Raw genomic sequence first — 21,406 nt, 5'->3', positions numbered from 1 at the left:
CTTATTTACTGATGCTGAATGGATAGGTCTAAAAACCTACCGACCACCATTATAACAGGGACGAAATTGAACGCACATTACAATCAAATGTCATTTCAAGCGATGATACCATAAAAAAGAGGTACGAGATGACGAACACATGTCGTGTCTGTCATCTCATACCCCATCATATCCCATAATTACTTTTTATCCGCGAGCCAGTCAGCAACGGCAACGATTTCTTCATCCTCTTTGAGGATTCCAGCCGGCATTTGCCCTTTCCCGTTCTTGATGATCTCTTGAATCTCTTCTGAAGAGTATTTCGAGCCGACCTTCGTCAGATTTGGTCCGACATTTCCTTCAAGGTTGTTCCCGTGACACGATGCACAGTTGTTCGCGAAGATTTTTTCCGCATCAACAGCTGTTTCCGTCTTCGACGAATCATCGTTCATCGTCGACTCTTCCTTCGTACTTGACGAATCGCTAGAGCTGGAGTCGTCACTACCACCACATGCTGCGAGTGCAAGCGTCGTGCCTAACCCTAACGTGAGTAACAAGTTTTTCAGCTTCATCCGGATATCCCCCTCTTGTAAGTATCTAAGTAAACGCTTCTGATCCTAGTTAGAGTATAACCGTTATGCAGAAGAGTTAAGCATGATTTCACAAAAACTTCACGAGTTTGGAACAATTACGGCACATTCCGGTAGCGTTTGTCGTCCGTAAAACCGAGTCCGAGAACTTCATGCGCTTCACTGACGACAAGGAACGCCGACGGGTCGATGTGTTTGACGATCTCTTTAAGCGTTGTGATCTCTCCTTGGCGGACGACGACCATCAGCATCGGTTTCCGTGCCCGCGTAAACGCACCCGCTGCCTCGATCTCCGTCGCTCCGCGATCGAGAGTCTCAAAGATTTCCTTCACTAACGCTTCCCGTTGATCGGAAATGATATAGGCGAGCTTGTCGTTCGTGATCCCGAGTTGGACGACGTCGATCATCTTGATCGTGATGAACAAGGCGACGAGCGCGTACAGTCCGATCTCAAGCGAGAAGATTGTCGCTGCACTGATGACGATCGTTCCGTCGAGCAAGGCGATACAGAGATGGAGTGGCAATTTTGTGAAACGGTGCAAAATTTGCGCAATCAAATCCATTCCCCCGGTCGAGGCACGTCCCCGGAAGATCAGACCGAGTCCGATCCCGACACCGGCACCACCGAAGATCGCAGCAAGCATCGGATTCATCGTCGCAGCCGGAACATCGAACCGCTCGTAGACAAGGATGACGACCGGTAAAAAGATCGACCCGACAAGTGATTTGACGCCAAAACCCATCCCGAGGATCATCCACCCGATCGCGAGCAAGACGACGTTCGCGACAAGTTGGAACAAGCCGGGTGAGATCCCGAACAGATCGTTCAAGACGATCGATAAGCCACTAACGCCTCCTGAAGCGAGTTGATTCGGTGCTAAAAATAAACTAAAGGCACTTGCGACGAACAAGGACCCGATTAACAAATACGCATAATCGCGCACGACTTCCTGACGTGTCGATGTCATGACATTCCATTTCCCCTTATCGATTGATTCTCGTGTTTCATTTTAGCGGAAAAGTCAGACAACGACTAGAGAGGCGGAACAACTCACAGTGTTCCCTTTATACCGCACTAAAGGGCGGACTGTAGCGGACGATGCCGCTGACGCCACGCAACCCATTCCGTTCGAGGGCAAGGACGAGAAAGACTTCTGGCGGAACGGGGAACGGTGGCTCAATACCGTAGTCGATCGCCCGTTCGAAACCAAACTGTGGATAGTAGCTGTCGTGACCAAGTACGACAATGTGTGATTCACCGGCGTCTCGTGCATCCTCGATCACCTGGCGGATCAACTCAGAACCGATCCCCTTTCGTTGCCAAGCCGGCAACACACCGACCGGTGCTAAGGCAAGCGACGAAATGTCACCGATATGGATTCGGCTCAAGAGAACATGACCGACGATCTCCCCTTTGTCGGTCACGGCGACGCGACCGAAGACCGGTTGCGCCGCTTCATCCTCGCGTAACGCATCCACGAGGTTCGCTTCGTTCGGTTGTTCGAACGCTGCTTCATGGACAAGCCGAATTCCCGCTGCATCCTTGAAGCCTTCTTTACGGATAATCATCAGCTATTGCTCCCTTCGAGTGGTTTCGTTGCGAGTAGCGTGAACTCGGACGGGATGTTCTCACCGTTCCAGCCACGATGCTCGTCGAATCGTTCTAATGTGAAACGTGTTGCGATGACGCCGTTTAAAATCTCACTCAGCGTAAAGTAACGGACGGAGACGTCCGGAAAATCGGTTTGTTCCGCGTCCGTAAAGTGTGTCTTATACGCCAAATCGCCTGATTGCAACGCTTGATCGAAATAACGCGGTCGATACGTCAAATCCGCATCAATCCAGCGTCCGACCGGATGAAAATCGCTAAGGATCAGCTGACCGCCAGGCCGCAAGATCGTAAACAGAATCTGCAGAAAACGCTCGAGATCCGCAAAATAATGCAAAATGCCACCTTCTAAGTAAAGGAGATCAAACGTATCGCGATATCGTTCAAGGTCAATCGCGTAGAGATCGCAGACGACATAGTGGATTGATGTCTCAGCATAGTGCGCCAGTTCAAGCGCATACTTGGCATTCTCCTCTGAGATATCGAACACCGTGACGTCCGCCCCGAGTAACGCTAACGGCACCGCCTTGCGTCCGTTCGAACCACAGATGTTCGCGATCGTCTTCCCGGCGACGTCTTCGAAATGACGACGATGTTTCTTCAAACATGCGGCTGGATCTTGTTTGATGATCGCAGCATATTCTGCCGGTGTTCCGTCGCGTTTCTCCCAAAACTCATACGCCCGGTACTCCCACGCCTGTTTGTTGATCCGACTTTGCTCCTGCATGACTGTTCCCCCTTTGACGGTCAAAAAACCAGTCGAACATCGTCCGACTGGTTGATTGTCTTACATATTCATCAGACGGAGGTACGCATCGATGAAGCCCATGATGTCACCATCCATTGCTCCTTGCGTGTTCCCGACTTCATAGTTCGTCCGGTGATCCTTGACCATGCTGTATGGGTGGAAGACGTACGAACGAATTTGGCTACCCCATGCGATATCCGATTTTTCACCACGGATTTCGTCGAGTTTCTTTTGTTGCTCTTCGATTTCGCGTTGGTAAAGTTTCGCTTTCAACATCTTCATCGCCGCTTCACGGTTTTTAATCTGCGACCGTTCTTGTTGACATGAGACGACAACGCCTGTTGGAACGTGTGTGATCCGGACAGCCGAGTCTGTCGTATTGATGTGCTGACCACCGGCACCAGAGGCACGGTACGTATCGATCCGTAAATCTTCCGTACGGACTTCGATGTCGATGTCATCGTTGAATTCCGGCATGACATCACACGAGACGAACGATGTATGACGGCGACCTGACGAGTCAAACGGTGAGATCCGGACGAGACGATGGATCCCTTTTTCGGCTTTTAAGTATCCATAGGCATTGTGCCCTTGAATACGGAGCGTGACCGATTTGACACCCGCTTCATCACCCGGTTGGTAGTCCATCGTTTCGACTTTCCAGCCTTGCTTGTCGCAGAAACGTTGGTACATACGGAGAAGCATCGATGCCCAGTCTTGCGACTCGGTACCACCTGCACCTGGGTGTAGCTCGAGGATCGCGTTGTTCGCGTCATATTCGCCGTTCAAGAGGATTTGGAGTTCGAAGTCTTCGAACTTCTTCTTAAGGTCGCCAAGTTCTGACTCGAGCTCTTCTTGAAGATCCGCATCCGGCTCTTCCTTGATCAATTCGTACGTCAAAGCGACGTTCTCGTGACCTGCTTCGAGTTCTTTGTATTTGTCGACCATCGCTTTTAAGCCGTTCGACTCATCGATGACTTTTTGTGCCGATTCTTGGTTGTTCCAGAAGTCTGGGTACGTCATCTCGTTTTCAAGTTCTTCGATCCGGGCAATCTTCGACTCGAGGTCGAGTGATGCCTTATATTCGTCGAGTTTCTTTTCCATCCACTCGGCGGTGTTGCGAATTTCTGCTAATTCCATGTGTTCCACCTTCTCTTTCCGTGAAAAGAGGCAGGAATCTCCTGCCTCTCTTTCAGTCGATTCATCACTTATGCCTGACGGCCGTGACAGTTCTTATATTTCTTACCGGATCCACACCAGCACGGATCGTTGCGTCCGATTTGATCGTTTGGATTTTTCCGGACCGGCTTTTTCTTGACCGCTTTATCTTCCTTACCCGAAACCGCGACTTCGTCTTGGACGACTTTTTCGCGTTTGAGGTTTGGATCGAGATCTGCCCGAAGGACGAATTGTGTCACTTCTTCAGCGATCGCAGCGTTCATCGCATCAAACATCATCGAACCTTCCGATTGGTATTCACGGAGCGGGTCGTTTTGACCATATGCCCGGAGGTGAATCCCTTCACGGAGTTGATCCATCTGATCGATATGGTTCATCCAGTGTTGGTCAACGGCACGAAGGACGATGACTTTTTCGAACTCATCGAATGCTTCGGCTGGTACTTCTGACCGTTTGTGCTCGTAGTGTGCGAATGTCCGCTCTTTGAGCAACTCGATGATTTCTTCGCGTTCTTTTCCGAAGAGGTCGCTTTCCGTGACCTTCTCTTCGATCGCAAGCGTCTGGTTCGCCCATTCTGCAAGCGCACCGATGCTCCACTCTTCCGGGACGAACTCGACCGGCGTGTACTGATGGACGCCTGCTTCGATCGTCTGCTCGATCATCGGACGGACGATATCTGACACGGAACCCGCATCAAGAATCGCTGCCCGGTCCGCGTACATGACTTTCCGTTGGTCTGCCATGACGTTATCGTAGCCGAGGACTTGTTTCCGCGCATCAAAGTTGTTGCCTTCGACGCGTTTTTGAGCCGATTCAACGGCACGAGACACCATCCGGCTCTCGATTGGTTGCGAATCATCCATTCCGAGACGATCCATCATCGATTGCAACGAATCGGAACCGAAACGACGCATCAATTCATCTTCAAGTGACAGATAGAATTGTGATGCCCCTGGATCTCCTTGACGACCAGCACGACCACGGAGCTGGTTATCAATCCGGCGTGATTCGTGACGTTCTGTCCCGAGGATGAAGAGACCACCTTTATCTAAGACACCTTCACCAAGCTTGATGTCGGTACCACGACCGGCCATGTTCGTTGCGATCGTGACCGAGTTCGCTTGACCGGCGTTCTCGATGATTTCCGCTTCACGTGCGTGGTTTTTCGCGTTCAAGACTTCGTGACGAATGCCACGTTTCTTGAGGATGTTACTGAGTAACTCCGACGTCTCAACGGCAACCGTACCGACGAGGACAGGCTGTCCTTCGCGGTGGGCGCGTTCGATTTCGTCTGCGACGGCAGCGAACTTCCCGTTCATCGTCTTGAAGATCAAGTCCGGCATATCGTTTCGGACGACGGGTTTGTTCGTCGGAACCGGTACGACGTGCATGTTGTAGATGTTACGGAATTCTTCTTCCTCCGTCTTCGCTGTACCCGTCATCCCGGCAAGCTTCGTATACATCCGGAAGAAGTTTTGGTACGTGATCGTCGCAAGTGTCATCGATTCGCGTTGAATCTCGACGCCTTCCTTCGCTTCGATCGCTTGGTGCAGACCTTCTGAGTAACGACGCCCTTCCATGACACGACCTGTGAACTGGTCGATGATCATGACTTCGTCTTCACGCACCATATAGTCGACGTCGCGATGCATGACGGCGTTTGCTCGCAGTGCGAGGCTCAAGTGATGGTTAAGTGAGACGTGCTCGAGACCGAACAGGTTATCGATGCCGAAATACTTCTCAGCCCGGTCGATCCCTTGCTCTGTCAATAGGACACTCTTCGTTTTGATGTCGACTGTGTAGTCTTCATCTGCTTTCATGATTTTCGCAAACGTATCCGCTTGCGAATAGAGCGCTGTCGATTTCTCGGCAGACCCTGAAATGATGAGTGGTGTCCGCGCTTCATCGACGAGGATCGAGTCGACTTCATCGACGACAGCGTAATGGAGCGGTCGTTGGACACGGTCTTCTTTATACAGGACCATGTTGTCACGCAAATAGTCGAAACCGAACTCGTTGTTCGTTCCGTACGTGATGTCACAGCTGTAGGCTGCTTGTTTTTCCTGACGCGACATGCTTGAGAGATTCAAGCCGACTGATAAACCAAGTGCCGCATAAAGAGGTTCCATGATGTCACGGTCACGTTTTGCGAGATATTCGTTGACGGTAACGACGTGAACGCCGTTGCCAGCGAGGGCATTCAAATAAACAGGGAGTGTTGCGACGAGTGTCTTACCTTCCCCGGTCTTCATTTCGGCGATGTCCCCGTTGTGTAGGACATATCCACCGATCAACTGAACGCGGTAGTGGCGCATGCCGAGAACGCGTGTTGACACTTCGCGACAGACCGCGAAAGCTTCCGGTAAAATATCATCTAAGTCTTCTCCGTTAGCGAGACGCTCACGGAATTCAACGACTTTTCCTTCGAGTTCTTGATCCGATAACGCACCGATTTGTGTCTCGAGCGCTTCCACAGCGTCTGCTGCTTTTTCGGCTTTCTTCAGGACACGTTTCGTTGGTGCAAATAATTCTTTTAGAAAATTAGCCATGCCTTACAGTCCCCTTACTTCGAACGATTCTTTGAACGAACAGAATTCCGAGATTTTTCCTTTATTCAGTGTACCGAATACGACGTCAAATTTCAACAAGCGGACCGAGTAGCGGTCTCGGTCTTTCGTCATAGAGCAAACGTATCGTGTTTAAAAATAGTTTTCCATCATATCAAAAAGGGACTCGCCCGTAAGCGCGAGTCCCTGTTGCATTCATTATTCTGGTTCAATCAAACCGTAACGACCATCCTTACGACGGTAGACGACGTTCGTGTTGCCCGTTTCTGCGTCTGAGAAGACGAAGAATGCGTGCCCGAGCATGTCCATCTGAAGAATCGCTTCTTCCGTATCCATTGGTTTGAGTGTGAAACGCTTCGTCCGAACGAGTTCGAGTTCTGCCTCGTCCTCTTCATAGACTGGCGCTTCCGCTTCCGGTCCTTCGAGCGTTTTGAAGTACTCTCCGATGCCGCCTTCTTTAGCGCGTCCTCTCCGGTTCAACTTCGTTTTGTGTTTCCGGATTTGACGTTCGAGCTTATCGACGACGAGGTCGATGGCTGCATACATATCGCCATTGATATCCTCTGCGCGGAGCAAGAGGTTTGGCATTGGAATCGTCACTTCGACTTTTTGCTTCTCATTGTTGACTTTGAGATTGACATAAGCCGTTTGCGCTTCCGTAGGAGTTGTAAAATAACGAGTTAACTTTTCAAGCTTTTTCTCGACGTAATCCTTGAGAGCATCTGTGACGTCCAAGTTTTCACCGCGAATGTTGTAGATCATGTAAACTCCTCCTTAAGTAACCGGTTGAACCTATGAATTCGAGATAATCCAGTCGTTTCCTTCTGAATATTCGAAATTCTTTTGGTTCGTTTTTATTATAGCACGATAAGTGAAGGAAGACCATGAAAACGATGACATTCTCATGAACGTTCACTCCGATTCTTAGCGTACGATAATATTGAAGCATGTTGATGTTAACGTATATACCCGTTTCAAATAGATTCAAAACAAAAAACCGCTTTTAGGCGGATGGCCTAAAAACGGTGGCGGCTGCTATTGGATTAGATCTTTGAAACGTTCGCAGCTTGTGGACCACGATCGCCTTCAACGATTTCAAATTCCACTTCTTCGCCTTCTTCAAGTGATTTGTAGCCATCGACTTGAATCGCTGAGAAGTGTACGAAGACGTCTTTCGCGTCAGACGTTTCGATGAATCCATAACCCTTTTCAGCATTAAACCATTTGACTTTACCTTGTTCCATTCGAATTCACGTTCCCTTCGCAAACCAGAGTACGAGAGCAAGCTCTCACGAATTAGTTTATCAAAAGAAGGAATTATTGACAATTAAAAATTCTGATTATTTAGAAACCATTACCACGTAATTATCAATTTCCACCAAGACATTGTTCTATATTTCAAAAAATTACATTGTCATTACATTTGTAATATTGTATTATATCGTTAGTAATTACCTGTTTTATCCATTGTCCCATTTGAGGAGGATGTAGTCGACATGCGACCATTCCATAATGATGAAAAGTATCGAATCACGAAGCGGACCGTAGCAATCTTACCTTGCTACGACATGATGAAGCAGTCCATCATCGTGCTAGAAGATGGTTCTACCATCATGACGCCACTTCGACCGTATCAACTGTTGCAATTATCGTGCAGGCAGTACAATAGTTCTATTGAGGAACGGATCGTCACCGCAAAACGTGTCGCATCCGTGAAAGGAAAAGTCCCGATTGTCATCGAACCGTCACTCGGCCTCGTCTTTTTCCCTACCAAATCACCGAAACGTGATGATTGCGAATGGTACGCTTGGAGTCATATGATTGATGTCCTCGAAGAGGATGGACAGACTAAGCTGAAGACCCGCAATGGCATGATCCTTCCCGTGAACGCCTCTCCTTACATCGTCCGCAACCAAATGAAAGCAACAGGTGAGCTTATGGCTCGCTATCAACAATTGAACGCGATGACATTAGAGGAACGCTTTAATGCAATCAAATCTTGAAAAAACGAAGGTTGGGCGATATTTTCGCTCAACCCTTTTTCGTTTCTGCCGATATATAATAAGATGATGTATTTTGAAAAAAGGAGGACGTTTGATGAATATCCAGTTGAATCCAGCTCGTTCGACGGTACCTGCCGGACAAACCGCTCTTTCGGAGACGAAGACATATAAAGGAACCGTCTTGGAACAAACCGGACCGCATACGGCGCTCGTTCAGGTCGGACGGGATAAAATCGAGATGACATTCACTGGAGATGTTCCGACAGGTGATTTCCAGTTTAAAGTAAAAGGTCAAACGGCAGAAGGTTATCTGATTGAACAGCTACCGGCTGTCTCAGGACCTGACGCTGAAACACCGTCCACTGTCTCGATTCCGTCAAACGTCGATCCCGCTTTACTCGAAGGCGTGCCAGCAGAACTGAAACCGGCTGTCGCAAAACTCCTTGCGAGCGGTCAGTTACCTCAAACACCGGAAGTCGTCGCCCAACTGGTCACGGCTCTACAAGGCAGCTACAAGGATCTTGTCCTTGAACTCGTCTCGCGTCCTGATAACGCCCTTCCACCAGAAGCGGAACTCTTGATCGATAGTCTGTTAGCGACGACCGAAGACTTTGTCGATGTCCTTCCGGAACGCGACGCCTTACGCAACCAACCGACATTCGAAAAAGCCGTTGCGCTTGACGTCGCCCGCGTCACCTTACCGACGCAGCGTGATATCGAAGACGCAACACCATTGCATATGCGTCAGTACATTGAACATTTACCAGCGAAGGAACGCTCCGCACTCATTACGGCGCTTGAGCAAGGAGACGTCGAAACGGTCCGTAAACAACTGACACCTCACTTCCCGCAAGCTCCACTCGAGCCGAAGACGAGTGTCCGTGAGCAATTGATCGGTCTGACGGCGCGTGCCGCAAGTCCGTTCGAGCCCGCAACTGCGACGCGTTCAGCTCTGACCCTCGTCCGAGAGGTGACACCTCGCTTAGCGGAGGTGACGAACGACTTCAAGAGCCAACAGCGAACGATCGTGTCACAACTGCGACAAATCGAACCACTCGTCGAGTCCCGCCCGGTGCAAATGGTCGCTGTCATCGAAAGTACAGCACATCGCTTGAAGCAGATGTTCCAGCAAACGGACGCGATGTTGCATACGACGATGCGGGATGAAAAACAGTTGATCCACTTTTTATCGAAGCTCGAACGCGGTGCTGAACTCGCTTCCCTTGGTCGGGGAACAGAAGCGAAGGCACTGCTGCAAGAAGTCCGCACGGGCTTTGAAGCCTTCCGCTACGCGCCAGCGAACGTCCGTCCGACCTATTTACCAGAATGGAACGCACCAAGCACACGAACGCCAAGCGATGCACCGGCAAAGCTCGTACCGTATGAGCCGAAACAAAACAGTCCGCGGGTCTTACAAGAAACGGTTCAAAAAGCACTGCAGCTACAAAGTGCCGAGTTGAAGCTCGCTGCTCCGACTCTCAATCCGGAAGCTTCGAAACTTCAGTCATTCTTGACGACGCAACAGCAAATCAATAAGCCTGACAATCAACATCAGTTGAATCAGATTCTATTATCGCTTCCGGTCCAGATCGTCGAAGCGACGGCCGGTCTTCATGTTCACCTTCAAAACAAGCGACCGGATGAAGTAATCGACTGGGAAAACAATACGTTGTACGTCCAGCTGAATACGAAACGCCTCGGGGATATTGGCGTACGTGTCGAAACCGTCAACCGGAAGATGCAAATCACAATTGAAAACGATCTGCCGATTCTCGAGCGACTCGCTGCACCGTTCCTTGAACGGACGACGGACGCCTTAGAAGCGACCGGTTATCAAGATGTCCGGATTCAGTTCCGACCGTTCACGAAGGAAGAACGACAAGACGTCGCCAAACAAAAGGATGAGACACCAAACGGGTATGATTACCGGATTTAAAGGAGGAAGCCATGTACCAGAAAATCGATTTGAAGCACCGGAAATCTGCTGCCGTTCTGCGTTACGATGAAGCGTCCGGACAAGCACCCGTCGTTGTTGCTCGCGCAACAGGACAAGCGGCAGACCGGATCTTACAGGAAGCACGCGCCAACGGAATCACTGTCGAACACGATACCTCGTTACTCGGTCATCTGCTCGATCTCGACCTTGGGACCGCGATTCCACCACAACTCTACGACGTCATGGCAGAACTCCTCTTATTGATCGAAGAACTGGACCACGCGAAAGGACGACAGACATGACAGAACAAGAACTGTATCAGATGACCCCACAACAATTGACGGAAAAAATGTTTCAAGGACTTGTATTTCAGTACGAACAGGCAATGATGGCGATTGAAGCAAAAGCATTTGATCACATGAATGAACGTCTGCAAAAAGCCTACGCGCTACTGACGAAGCTCTCCGAAGGACTGCATGACGACGGCGGGATCATCACGTCCCAACTCGAAGCGTTGTACTTCTATCTCGGTCATCAGACGCTGCGTGCCTATACAGAACATCACTTGCTCACAGAAGCACTTTTCCTTGCTGAAGAACTACTGGTTACATGGCAAGCAGCAAGTACAAATAAGCGCCCGCTCGCTCGGGCAGCCCATCATGCAGGATATGAAAGGATGGCATACGAATGAAAATCTCAAACAATGTCCAAGCACTAAAGGCGTATCGCAACCTGACGGCGAATCAATTAAATGTCAAGACAACGATGGATAAACTCTCAAGCGGTCAAAAGATTAACCGCGCTGCGGATGATGCAGCCGGTCTCGCCATCTCTGAGAAGATGCGGAATCGCTTGCAAGCACTCGATAAAGCAGAACAAAACGTTCTGGACGGTATCTCGATGGTACAAACCTTAGAAGGCGGCATGAATGAAACGCATAGTCTCTTACAACGGATGCGTGAACTCGCTGTCCAAGCAGGTAACGGAACGCTTGCTCCTGAAGATCGCTCTTCGATCCAATCAGAGATTGATCAATTGACGAATGAAGTGACACGGATCGCAAAGACGACCCAGTTCAACGGCAAAGATATCCTGACGGGCGATTTTAGTGAAGGGAAAAGTACTCTCTTCATTCAAACAAATACTGGTGCTAACGAGGGAATTTCCATTAATGTAGAGGATATGCGTTCTTTAGCACTTGGTATTAGTACTACGACAGCCCCAACGTCGAGTAGTGTTGCCATGACGGAAACGAGTGGCACGAACGAATATGCTTTGAGCGTCATGACAAGTAACAGTGCAGATGCTGCTGTTTCTCTCTATACAAAGGCAATTGATAGCGTGTCAAATCAACGTGCGAAGCTTGGTGCAATCCAAAACCGCTTCGAAGCAACAAATTCCGTCCTCGGTATTAGCCGTGAGAACTTGACGGCGTCCGAGTCACGGATTCGCGATACCGATATGGCACGGGAGATGATGGAGTATGCGAAGTACAACATCCTTAACCAATCCGGCATGGCCATGATTGCCCAAGCGAACGCATTACCGCAAGGCGTCTTGCAACTACTCAACTAAGAAGGAAGTGTCAGCTATGGACATTCGCCGCATTCAAGAAACACAACGGCTTCAGGCAGTTCGGTCCGGTCCTCGGGAAGTCGAGGCATCGACGACCTTCTCTGCCTTAATGCAGGATAAACGAGAACATAAAGGCTATGAACGTCTCCAACAAAAGTTACTGCTCGTCGAAGAGCACGGTCAACTCCTCGCTGAGAGTCATACGATTGAAAATTTAGAGAGCTACAAAGAAAAAATCAAGGACTTTCTAAAGGATGCACTGGATCAGTCGCAACAACTAGAAGAGAAACGCGGCTTCAATCGCCGCGGACGGACGAAAATCTATAAAGTCGTCGAACAAGTCGATACGAAACTACTGCAATTGACGGACACCGTCTTATCCGGAGAATCAAGACGACTTGATATTTTAGATCAAGTCGGTGAAATCAAAGGCATGCTCGTCAACGTCTTTGTCTAATCCGACAACACGAGGAGATTATCCATGCCTGAGTTGTATTTAAAAAAATGTAAGTGTACCTATTGCTTAAAAGAAACAGAGACGAAGCGTGTCTTGTCGCGTCATATCCGGGTTGAGCGAACGGATTTTGATGGTTTTGTTCATTACCAAGGATCGAACCCCTACCTGTATGAACCGATTCAATGTTCCCACTGTCGCTTCGTCTTTCATGAGTCGTTTGAAAAGTTGCGTACTGACGTGCGTCAGACGCTCGAAGAACAAATCTTGCCGACGCTTCCGGTGTTACCGTTCGCAGCAACTGAACGAACGATTGAACAAGCCTTACAATTGTATAAATTAGCTCTCTATACAGCGCAAGTGACCGGACAAAAAGAGGCGATTCTTGCCATGCTCGGTGTCCGGATTGCCTGGATGTACCGGATGCTCGGAGACGAAGTACAAGAATTGCAGTGGATGGAACGGTCCGTCACGAAGTACGAAGCCCTGTATCTGAATTATACCGATGCTGTTCGTACCGGTATCCCTCACGATGTTCTCTTACTGCGGATCAGCGACCTATATGCTGTCTTAAAACGGACGGATGATGCGAAACAATGGTATGGTCTCATCTTCCAAAGTAAGACCGTGTCGGACCGGACAAAAAAAGAAGCACGGGAACATTGGGAATTGTATCGTGAAACACATAACGTCTAACGAAACTACATAAAAAAGGAGGATCACGCATGCGACACATGTCTCGCGTCCAGTGGTATGTCATCATTACGTACATTGCCATTCTCGGATCAAGCTGGTTTCATGCTGGTCCGATTTTTTCTGTCTTCAGTACGATTGCCGGACTTCTCTATTGCTCATGGGTAGCTCGTTCGTCCGGCACGTTACCAATCATCCGGCGAGCACTCGAATGGTTCACGATCGGCATCATCTTGAACTTTGCCTTTAGCTTCTTACCAGTTGCCTGGCATCCACCGGAGCTCGATACCGTCGTCAACTTGACGATCACCGGTTTTTTTATCCTGACGGCGCGAACATTCGCGAAACAAATCAATTGGACGACAGTCCGGCGTTTGCCACTTCTTTACGTCGACGGGATTTTACTCTTCGGTATGACATTCGTCTTCGGTTATACAATTATCTTGCGGTATATACCGGATATTGCTCGTTCTTCAATCGAACTCGTTGGGATGAGCGGTTTTGCACTTAGCTTCATTGCACAACTGTTCTTTTTCTTCTTACTTTATACGACCGGCTTACACAATAAATCGCATCGGTTACTGATTCGATCGATGCTGGTGTTCATCTTTGCGATTTTCGGTTACTATACGTTCTTCATCCGGAATCAGTTCGACATCGCCAGTTGGTTCTTCCCGTTGTATCCGGTCAGCTTATACGGTCTCTTGCGGTATTATCGAAAAACGCACTCGCCGGAAGCCTCTGAACGATGGACGATCTCTTATCTTCCGTATCTGAGTCTATTAATCGTCGTCGGTGGAATCTCGTACGTACCGATCCCAAATACAATCTACTGGAGTAGTCTCATTGGTCTCTTCTCGCTCTTTTTCGTACGCCAATTTTTCTCCGAACGTCAAAACACACGACTCTTGCGTGAGTTAGGCCTCTCGGAAAATGAGTTATTGCAACGCGTCAGTGAAAAAACGGAGCGCCTCGAACTGCGAAAGGAAGAGTATCGACGGCTATTTTTGAATCATCCGTATCCGATCGTTCGGATGGACGCCAATGGCCATGAAAAAGCGATGAATCCGATCGCAGAACACAACTTTCCTGCCGGACAACTTCCAGATCAACTAATGGAACAGATCGTACCAATCAGTTGGCAAGGAAAACCGATTGAACATCAATTGATGCAGCTCGACGACGGGCGCGCTTTCGAAGTGACCGTCATTTCGATTCCGCGCGAGCATGACTTCTACATCATCTTAGCGGACCGAACACATGCTTTGACGGAAGAACGGATGCTACGTTCGCTCGGATACCAGGACGCGCTCACTGGATTACCGAATCGTCGTTACTTCGAGGAAGTTCTATCAAATGAATTACCACATTGGCAAGAAGGATCGTTACTGTTCATCGACTTAGATGGCTTTAAAGACATCAATGATCAGTTCGGTCATGACGCGGGGGACTTCGTTCTACAAGAGACGGCAAGACGGCTAGAAGCGGACCTACAGGAAGCGGAGATGGCAGCACGGCTTGGCGGTGACGAATTCATCGTCTTCTTGCATCGGAATCGAGCGGGCACGATCCATTACGCAGAAAGTATTCTCAAGCATCTGAATGAGGTATTCCTTTATCAAGCGCAGACGATGCACGTCACGCCTTCAATCGGGATCTCACGTTACCCGGAAGATGGAACGACGACGAGTCTTCTACTGATTCGTGCTGACGAAGCGATGTACACCGTTAAACAAGCAGACAAAAATGCCTATCGCTTCAAATAAAAAGAACGGAATCCGCAGACTCCGTTCTTTTTATCGTGTCATGATTCACGGCGATACTTTTCTTCCTCATACGCATCCGGTTGTTCCGAGATTGGACGTTCGAGCGCTTCCCACGATTCCGTCTCGACATCCGGTTCGATGAACTGATCATACGAACCGTCCGATTGAAAATAGGTTTGTGGGACACGGCGTTTACTCTGCTCTTGTTTCTTCACGAAAGATTCCTCCCTCACGCAAAAACATTACTGACGCGAATCAAAATACGGCGAAAAGCTATTGTCGACATCCTCGTACGGGTCGACATATGACTTCCGGCTCGACTGCGTTTGACGCAACTGACTAATTTGTACCCCTAATTTAGCCGTTTCCGCTGATAATTTCAAGTCGATTTGTCGGCTATCTGCTACCAACTCCTGAATGACCGCTTGATTTGCACCGGCTAGTAAATTGGAATGTGCCGCAATGAACGCTTCCCGTTCATTCAGCAGATGCTGAATTTTTTCAATCCAATCATCATACGTCTCTTCGCTCGGCGTCTGATCAAGTAATTCCATCAACCGTTTCGTCTTGAGGCGAAGCGGATCAAGCGGACTCATCGTTGCTTCGCGAGCTTCATCGCTTCTTTCCACGTCTCACGGAACTCTTCCGCAAAGCCGATCACTTCCTCGATCGCGACGACATCATTCTTGATGTTCGCATCCATCAACCGCACTTGCATGTAATCATACAATGCATTCAAGTCTTTTGATAATGCAATCGACTGATTGAGTGTCAGTTGCAGTTCACTGATGATTGCTTGTGCTTTTTGGATGTTTGTATTCTTTTGTTCGATCAATCCTTGTTCAATCGATCGTTTCGCGAGCATCGCAAATTTGATCAATCCTTCATACAGCATGAGCGTCAAATCTTGTGGTAATGCTGTTGTGACTGAATTTGTCTGATACGTAGCATAAGGATTCATTACGTTGCCTCCTTCATTATTATCCTTGACCGAGATAGCCTGCAAGTGTAGCCGACTGACTGTTCGCTTGGTTCATCGCTTGTTCCATCGCTGCGAATCGACGATAGTAGCTGTCTTCTTTACGTTTGAGCTTATCTTCCCAAGACAGCATGCTTTTATCGATATCTGCAAGCGACTTACCAAGTCGGTACGTTGTCGCGACAGATCCATCACGCCCAGCGACGTTCGAAATTTTATCACGCAAATTCGTCGTAAAAGTTTGAATTTGGCGAACGAACCCACTTAATCCATTCGGGTTATCGATTTCCGTTCCATCAGCTTGCTTGATTTTAGCGGGTGCATCTGCCGTAAAGAGACGATAGACACCATCCGGATGTTTTTCGAGCATCTCTTTTAATTTTGTTTCGTCGAGTTTGATTTTCCCACCATCACGGAAATCACTCGTCGACGTAATCCCGATTTGTGACAGTGAACTTAGCACGACAGGACCTGAAGAAGAAGGAATCGTGTAGCCGGTATCAATCTTCGCTGACAACGTACTGCGGAAGTCATTCATGCCATCACGCAAGTAAGGATCATTTTTCAAGACACCACTCATCGCTTTTTCTTCCCACTTCTTGACTTCGTCTTCGCTTAGTTCTTTTCGCTGGGCGTCAGTCAACGGTTGATAATCTCGATACTTCTCTTCTCGAACTTTCTTATTCATCTTATCGATCATGTCATTATACTTATCGACGAACTTCTTAATCGAATCAAAGTTCGCCTGTGTGTCAAGTTTAGTATTGATTGTCGTTGAAGTGTCTGTCGCACTGTTCAAAGTAATTGTTAATCCGTTTTGCGTAAAGGTATTTGACTTTTGTTCGAGTTCTTGTCCACCAATAACGTAAATTGCATTTTTACCTTCTACTCCGGCAGTCGAAGTTTTCGCAACATCAGTACTAATTGTGGCGTCACGAATGACGATGTCGTCTCCTGAACCCAAGTCACCACTACTTGTTTTGGTTAGGACTAGTTTACCTGTCAGTTCATTATAAACAGCATTCATTCCTAAACTAGTCTTTGCATTGATTGCAGCTGTCAAATCAGAAATTTTTTGCGTAGCATCCAGTTCTAGCGTTTCCGAGACAGATGTTCCTGCCGCGTCAAATGTATTAATCTGTACTTTAACTTTTCCACTTGATGAATCAAACCAGGCTGTATCTTTTAATACTGTGTCACTTGATTTTCCGTTATCAGTCTTTAATGTGACTGCCGATGCCGTTGCTAATTGTTTTACCTTATCAATCGTCAAACTACCCTCTGTCGCACTTGTACTTGCTGTTACTAGGATAGCAGACGAAGAACTAGACACCGTTTTAGCTGAGTAGTTTTTAGAAAATAACATGTCACTCGCAGCAGAACGTAAATCAAGCAACGCTCGATTCATTTCACGATACGCATCGCGTTGCCACGTCATCGTCTGTTTCTTTTGCGATAAGCGATCGACGGGAGCGCGCTCCGCCTGCATTAATTGTTTGATCATTGTTTCGGTGTCGATGCCGCTCGCTAGTCCGCTGAGTCGGATTCCTGCCATCGAATCAGTCCCTTCTCTTATTAAATCCGTTTATCAATCAATTGGTTGAATTCAAGAAATGCCGCAAAGAAATCAAGTTCCTTTTTACTTGGAATCTCTTGTACGACATTATCGTTCGTATCAACAACCTGAATATAATACTCGTTTAATTTTTCATGTTTGACGAACTTCAATCCTGTCCGTTGCAATTCAAGTTTCACATTCGCTTGTTCAATCGCCACTTCGAGTTTTTGGACGTGTTGAGGAGTCGGCAAGACAATGACGCCATCTTCCTCCAACTCTGCTTGGTTTGCTTCGACGAAGACATTTTTCGTCGCTTCATATGGTAAAACGTTCGAAGGCAGGTGAAGCCGGATTTCCGTATTGATGGAATTCATTGTCTGTCACTCCTTATTTATTCTCTATGTAATGTATCGGTCTATTAGCTTAATTCTTAATACTATTTGATTTATAAAACCTATCATTCAATTAAACCAATAAAAAAAGCCATGGAACGAGCCCATGACTTTAAGTAATCTATAAATCCGATTAACGGAGTAATTGAAGAACACCTTGTGGCTGTTGGTTAGCTTGAGCTAACATTGCTTGAGCAGCCTGTGCAAGAATCGAGTTCTTTGTTTGGTTCATCATTTCTTTCGCCATATCAACGTCACGAATACGTGATTCAGCCGCTGTAATGTTTTCAGAAGATGTTTTCAAGTTATTGATTGTGTGCTCAAGACGGTTTTGAACAGCACCAAGTTTTCCGCGTTCAGAAGAAACCGTTTTGATTGCTTTATCAAGAGCAGTAAGTGATTGTGAAGCTCCTGATTGTGAAGAAACGTCTACGTTAGCAATACCAAGAGCTGATGAACGCATGTCGTTTACTCCGAATGTAATTGTTTGACCTTTGTTAGCACCGATTTGGAATGTCATTCCACCATTTCCTGATGCTTCTGTTTGAGCTTGAGTCAATCCAAGATCTTTAACAAGTGAAGATCCTTCAGACTCATTAAATGATACAGGTCCGTTTGAAGAAGAAACCGTGAAGTGACCACCTTTTGCTTCTACGAATACTGCATCTTTATCAATGAACCCTTCTTGTCCTTTTGATAATCCAGCACCTGTATTGTATGTGTCGATTGCTGCACGCATTTTTGTTTGAATATCTGTTGCTACAGTTGTTGCATCACTGTTAGCAGCTGCCGCTGTTAATGCTGCAGTTTGTAGTTTAACACCACCAACTTCAAATGAGAGCTTTTCAGCTGTTACTGCTTTTGCTAATTGGTCTTGTCCAGAATTAGTTGTTGCTACTGGATCAACAAATGTAGATAGTACTGCAGCACCTGATCGATCTAATTTAGAAGTTTGTCCATTTGAACCACTTTCTAAAACTAATTTTCCGCCTGCTTCATATACTTTAACAGGAGCTACACTCGTTCCATTTGCAGCATTGTGTGATGAGATCGCATCATTTAATACACGACCAATAGCATTTTTAATGTCTGATTTTTGAGAATCAGTCATTGCTGTTCCTGAGTAATCAGCTTTGAACAGTGTCTTTTCAGCATCAGTAAGACCTTTATCCCAATCAACTTCAATATCAACATTATCGACTTTGATTTTATCTTTTGTTGTTAAAGTTACTCCTGATGCATCTACAGCAGAGAAGTCCGTAACTCCAGTTAATTTAGCAGCTGTTTGATTTAACACGTTCGATCCGATTGTGCTATCACTGCCTACAGTAGCACCAGCTGATTTCAAAGCGCCATTCAACAATTTTTGTGTGTTGAACTCAGTCGTGTTACCGATACGATCTACTTCTTCTTTTAATTGCTTGACTTCATCTTGGATTGCTTTACGATCATCGTTCGTAATTGTACCGTTTGCTGATTGGTCTGCGAGTTCACGAACACGTTGAAGAATATCGTGTGTCTCGTTCAATGCACCCTCAGCTGTTTGAATCAATGAAATCCCATCTTGTGCGTTACGCGAAGCTTGGTCAAGTCCACGAACCTGAGCACGCATTTTTTCAGAGATTGCAAGACCAGCTGCATCGTCGCCCGCACGGTTGATACGAAGACCTGAAGCTAATTTTTCCATTGATTTGCTTTGTGCAGCAGAAGCAGAAGATAACTTACTGTGCGTGTTGAGCGCTGTAATGTTGTGATTGATAATCATTGTAATTTCCCTCCATAGGATTAATTTTTTGTCTCTTCGAAGATCCGTCTTCTCCGAGATGTGCCCCCTGGCCGGCCCAAGGGTGACACGGTAGAATTAGTCGATGACTGCTTCCACCCTATATATCGTCGTCCCTTCGAAATGTTTAATGCTTTTTTCAAAAAAATCCAAAAAAAATCATACATCCTGTTTTAGGATGTACGATTTCTCATTACTTAAAGACGCGTTGCTCCTGTCTCTTCCTGTAATTGCTCCGCTACTGCAACCAGTTCTTCCATCGCCCCGTTGACTTCACCGAGTGAAGCGGCCTGATGGCTTGACGCTTGTAAGACTTGCTCCGCGTGTTTGGATGCCTCTTCGACCATCGCGAGGATGTTCGCTGTCGTCAGACCGACTTGATCAATCTCTTGATCCGATTTGACGACGAGTTGGTCGACCGATTTCACGCGTGAGTAGACATGCTCCGTCGAATGATGGATCTCTTCAAATGACGAACCGGCTTGTTCGACAAGACCAACACCTGTAGCCACTTCATTTTGGACATCCGTCATTGCGTTCGCCGTATCATTGACGAGACGTTTGACACCTGAAATCAAATCCGTGATCTCTTTTGCTGATGTTGCAGTTTGTTCTGCGAGCTTCTTAACTTCTGCTGCAACGACAGCAAAGCCACGCCCGGCTTCGCCTGCACGTGCCGCTTCGATCGAAGCATTCAAACTGAGTAAGTTCGTCTGAGCAGAAATATCACTGATCACGTCCGTGATGCGTGAGATTTCTCCTGTCATGTCCGTCAATCGACCGTTGAGCGTCGCTGACTGCTCCATCTTCTTCGAAATCATATGCATCGCTTCGACCGAATCCGTCGCGAGCGTTTTCCCGTTCTGCGCTTCCGTCTGCATGACTGTCGCTGATTTCAACGCTTCGTTCATCTCAGCTGCGACTTCATCCATCGTCCGCTTGACCGCACCCAGTGCGTCCATTGATAGATAGGCTTGATCAACGTTTTCGTTCATTTTTGCGGATAGTTCTGCCATCGCTGAACGAATGCTTTCGCCAGACGCGTTCCCTTCTTGAACAGCGGCTGCGATTTCTTGCGCCGAAGCTGTCAATTTATCGCTTGAGCTCCCCATTTGCGTTGCTTGTTTGCGGATATGTAAAACCATTACTTCGAGCTCATGCATGAGCTGATCGACTTCATCTCCACGTTTTGCTTCTTCAAAATCAACGTCGAAGTTGCCGTTTGCGACTTCGCGTGCTGTCTCAGTCGCCTTTTCGATCGCTTTGATCGGCTGACGGAGAATGAGTTGTGTCAACGTCGTTCCGATCAAGGAGAGGAGAAGACCGATACCCGCCCCAACCCAGATTGCATTCGTATCCGCGACATCAAGCCCACGGTGTAGATATAAGACGAGTTGTGCTGAGATACCACTTGTGACGGCTGAGATCACCAATACCCAAAAGAACAATCGTAACTTCAAGTTTCTTCGAAATCTTTTCATAACTGCGACTTCCCTTCTTGGTTCTTCTTTTCACCGTTCTCTCTATCGGCTAATGATGAAAGCGGTTTTAGTGAATTGACCTGATTTCAGAATAAAATTACCAAATCCCTCCCA

At 47.5% G+C, this 21,406-nt stretch carries 24 protein-coding genes; 8 read left to right on the top strand and 16 right to left on the bottom strand.

The genetic code is table 11. The features are described from left to right. Positions 1-179: 179 nt before the first annotated feature. The 9 genes from cccB to EXG77_RS03215 form a co-directional block, all read right to left on the bottom strand. A complete protein-coding gene (gene cccB, locus EXG77_RS03250) occupies positions 180-551 on the bottom strand; it encodes a cytochrome c551 (protein ID WP_119182604.1) in 372 nt (123 codons plus the stop codon). A 116-nt stretch (positions 552-667) separates the two neighbouring features. Continuing rightward, a complete protein-coding gene (locus tag EXG77_RS03245) occupies positions 668-1,537 on the bottom strand; it encodes a YitT family protein (protein WP_035396273.1) in 870 nt (289 codons plus the stop codon). A gap of 97 nt (positions 1,538-1,634) precedes the next feature. Then, a complete protein-coding gene (locus tag EXG77_RS03240) occupies positions 1,635-2,138 on the bottom strand; it encodes a GNAT family N-acetyltransferase (RefSeq protein WP_035396270.1) in 504 nt (167 codons plus the stop codon). Then, positions 2,138-2,905, bottom strand: coding sequence for a bifunctional 2-polyprenyl-6-hydroxyphenol methylase/3-demethylubiquinol 3-O-methyltransferase UbiG (locus tag EXG77_RS03235; RefSeq protein WP_035396267.1), 768 nt, complete (start codon positions 2,903-2,905; stop codon positions 2,138-2,140). The genes EXG77_RS03240 and EXG77_RS03235 overlap by 1 nt, the downstream gene beginning before the upstream one ends. 60 nt (positions 2,906-2,965) lie before the next feature. Beyond that, positions 2,966-4,066 carry a peptide chain release factor 2 gene (gene prfB, locus EXG77_RS03230; protein WP_023469245.1) on the bottom strand — a complete coding sequence of 367 codons (1,101 nt, stop codon included), beginning with the start codon at positions 4,064-4,066 and terminating at the stop codon, positions 2,966-2,968. 68 nt (positions 4,067-4,134) lie between these two features. Beyond that, complete coding sequence (secA, locus tag EXG77_RS03225; protein ID WP_035396263.1) at positions 4,135-6,654, bottom strand: preprotein translocase subunit SecA; 2,520 nt, start codon at positions 6,652-6,654, stop codon at positions 4,135-4,137. Between the two features lie 3 nt (positions 6,655-6,657). Further along, entirely contained in the window at positions 6,658-6,786 is a 129-nt protein-coding gene (locus EXG77_RS16600; RefSeq protein ID WP_255343755.1) for a hypothetical protein, read from the bottom strand. 84 nt (positions 6,787-6,870) lie between these two features. After that, positions 6,871-7,434, bottom strand: coding sequence for a ribosome hibernation-promoting factor, HPF/YfiA family (hpf, locus tag EXG77_RS03220; RefSeq protein ID WP_023469247.1), 564 nt, complete (start codon positions 7,432-7,434; stop codon positions 6,871-6,873). A 281-nt stretch (positions 7,435-7,715) separates the two neighbouring features. Continuing rightward, a complete protein-coding gene (locus EXG77_RS03215) occupies positions 7,716-7,916 on the bottom strand; it encodes a cold shock domain-containing protein (RefSeq protein WP_023469248.1) in 201 nt (66 codons plus the stop codon). A gap of 252 nt (positions 7,917-8,168) precedes the next feature. Between EXG77_RS03215 and EXG77_RS03210 the strand changes: the two genes are divergently transcribed. From EXG77_RS03210 to EXG77_RS03175, 8 genes are all read left to right on the top strand, one after another. Continuing rightward, positions 8,169-8,675: a competence protein ComK gene (locus tag EXG77_RS03210; RefSeq protein ID WP_023469249.1), complete on the top strand. Its 507-nt coding sequence runs from the start codon at positions 8,169-8,171 to the stop codon at positions 8,673-8,675. A 94-nt stretch (positions 8,676-8,769) separates the two neighbouring features. Next, the gene (locus tag EXG77_RS03205) at positions 8,770-10,611 is read left to right on the top strand and encodes a hypothetical protein (RefSeq protein WP_035396260.1); all 1,842 of its coding nucleotides are present in this window, start codon (positions 8,770-8,772) and stop codon (positions 10,609-10,611) included. 11 nt (positions 10,612-10,622) lie between these two features. Beyond that, complete coding sequence (locus tag EXG77_RS03200) at positions 10,623-10,913, top strand: EscU/YscU/HrcU family type III secretion system export apparatus switch protein (protein ID WP_035396258.1); 291 nt, start codon at positions 10,623-10,625, stop codon at positions 10,911-10,913. After that, positions 10,910-11,302 (top strand): flagellar export chaperone FliS, encoded by a 393-nt coding sequence (fliS, locus tag EXG77_RS03195; RefSeq protein ID WP_035396256.1) that lies wholly within the window; start codon positions 10,910-10,912, stop codon positions 11,300-11,302. Before EXG77_RS03200 ends, fliS (EXG77_RS03195) begins: the two co-directional genes overlap by 4 nt. After that, a complete protein-coding gene (locus EXG77_RS03190) occupies positions 11,299-12,186 on the top strand; it encodes a flagellin (RefSeq protein ID WP_035396254.1) in 888 nt (295 codons plus the stop codon). The genes fliS (EXG77_RS03195) and EXG77_RS03190 overlap by 4 nt, the downstream gene beginning before the upstream one ends. Positions 12,187-12,202: 16 nt before the next feature. Next, positions 12,203-12,643 (top strand): YaaR family protein, encoded by a 441-nt coding sequence (locus EXG77_RS03185; protein ID WP_035396250.1) that lies wholly within the window; start codon positions 12,203-12,205, stop codon positions 12,641-12,643. 24 nt (positions 12,644-12,667) lie between these two features. Then, positions 12,668-13,336 carry a DUF2225 domain-containing protein gene (locus EXG77_RS03180; RefSeq protein ID WP_035396248.1) on the top strand — a complete coding sequence of 223 codons (669 nt, stop codon included), beginning with the start codon at positions 12,668-12,670 and terminating at the stop codon, positions 13,334-13,336. Between the two features lie 29 nt (positions 13,337-13,365). Then, the gene (locus EXG77_RS03175) at positions 13,366-15,099 is read left to right on the top strand and encodes a GGDEF domain-containing protein (RefSeq protein ID WP_035396245.1); all 1,734 of its coding nucleotides are present in this window, start codon (positions 13,366-13,368) and stop codon (positions 15,097-15,099) included. 38 nt (positions 15,100-15,137) lie between these two features. Here EXG77_RS03175 and EXG77_RS16400 read toward each other — a convergent pair whose 3' ends face one another. The 7 genes from EXG77_RS16400 to EXG77_RS03145 form a co-directional block, all read right to left on the bottom strand. Further along, positions 15,138-15,314 carry a hypothetical protein gene (locus EXG77_RS16400; protein WP_200904903.1) on the bottom strand — a complete coding sequence of 59 codons (177 nt, stop codon included), beginning with the start codon at positions 15,312-15,314 and terminating at the stop codon, positions 15,138-15,140. Between the two features lie 27 nt (positions 15,315-15,341). Next, positions 15,342-15,695 (bottom strand): flagellar protein FliT, encoded by a 354-nt coding sequence (locus EXG77_RS03170; RefSeq protein WP_035396244.1) that lies wholly within the window; start codon positions 15,693-15,695, stop codon positions 15,342-15,344. Beyond that, complete coding sequence (gene fliS / locus EXG77_RS03165; RefSeq protein ID WP_035396241.1) at positions 15,692-16,060, bottom strand: flagellar export chaperone FliS; 369 nt, start codon at positions 16,058-16,060, stop codon at positions 15,692-15,694. Before fliS (EXG77_RS03165) ends, EXG77_RS03170 begins: the two co-directional genes overlap by 4 nt. A gap of 19 nt (positions 16,061-16,079) precedes the next feature. After that, positions 16,080-17,633: a flagellar filament capping protein FliD gene (gene fliD / locus EXG77_RS03160; RefSeq protein ID WP_035396239.1), complete on the bottom strand. Its 1,554-nt coding sequence runs from the start codon at positions 17,631-17,633 to the stop codon at positions 16,080-16,082. A gap of 20 nt (positions 17,634-17,653) precedes the next feature. Then, positions 17,654-18,010, bottom strand: a complete 357-nt coding sequence (locus tag EXG77_RS03155; protein WP_035396237.1) for a flagellar protein FlaG — start codon at positions 18,008-18,010, stop codon at positions 17,654-17,656. Between the two features lie 151 nt (positions 18,011-18,161). Beyond that, positions 18,162-19,793, bottom strand: coding sequence for a flagellin (locus EXG77_RS03150; RefSeq protein WP_035396235.1), 1,632 nt, complete (start codon positions 19,791-19,793; stop codon positions 18,162-18,164). A gap of 215 nt (positions 19,794-20,008) precedes the next feature. After that, on the bottom strand, positions 20,009-21,271 hold the full coding sequence (locus EXG77_RS03145) for a methyl-accepting chemotaxis protein (RefSeq protein WP_235504907.1): 1,263 nt from the start codon (positions 21,269-21,271) through the stop codon (positions 20,009-20,011). Positions 21,272-21,406 lie beyond the last annotated feature (135 nt).

Source organism: Exiguobacterium sp. OS-77 (genome assembly GCF_000414195.2).
In the GTDB taxonomy this organism is placed as follows: Bacteria; Bacillota; Bacilli; order Exiguobacteriales; family Exiguobacteriaceae; genus Exiguobacterium_A; species Exiguobacterium_A indicum.
Note: the sequence above shows the minus strand (reverse complement) of the source record. Positions and strands in the feature narration are given on the sequence as shown.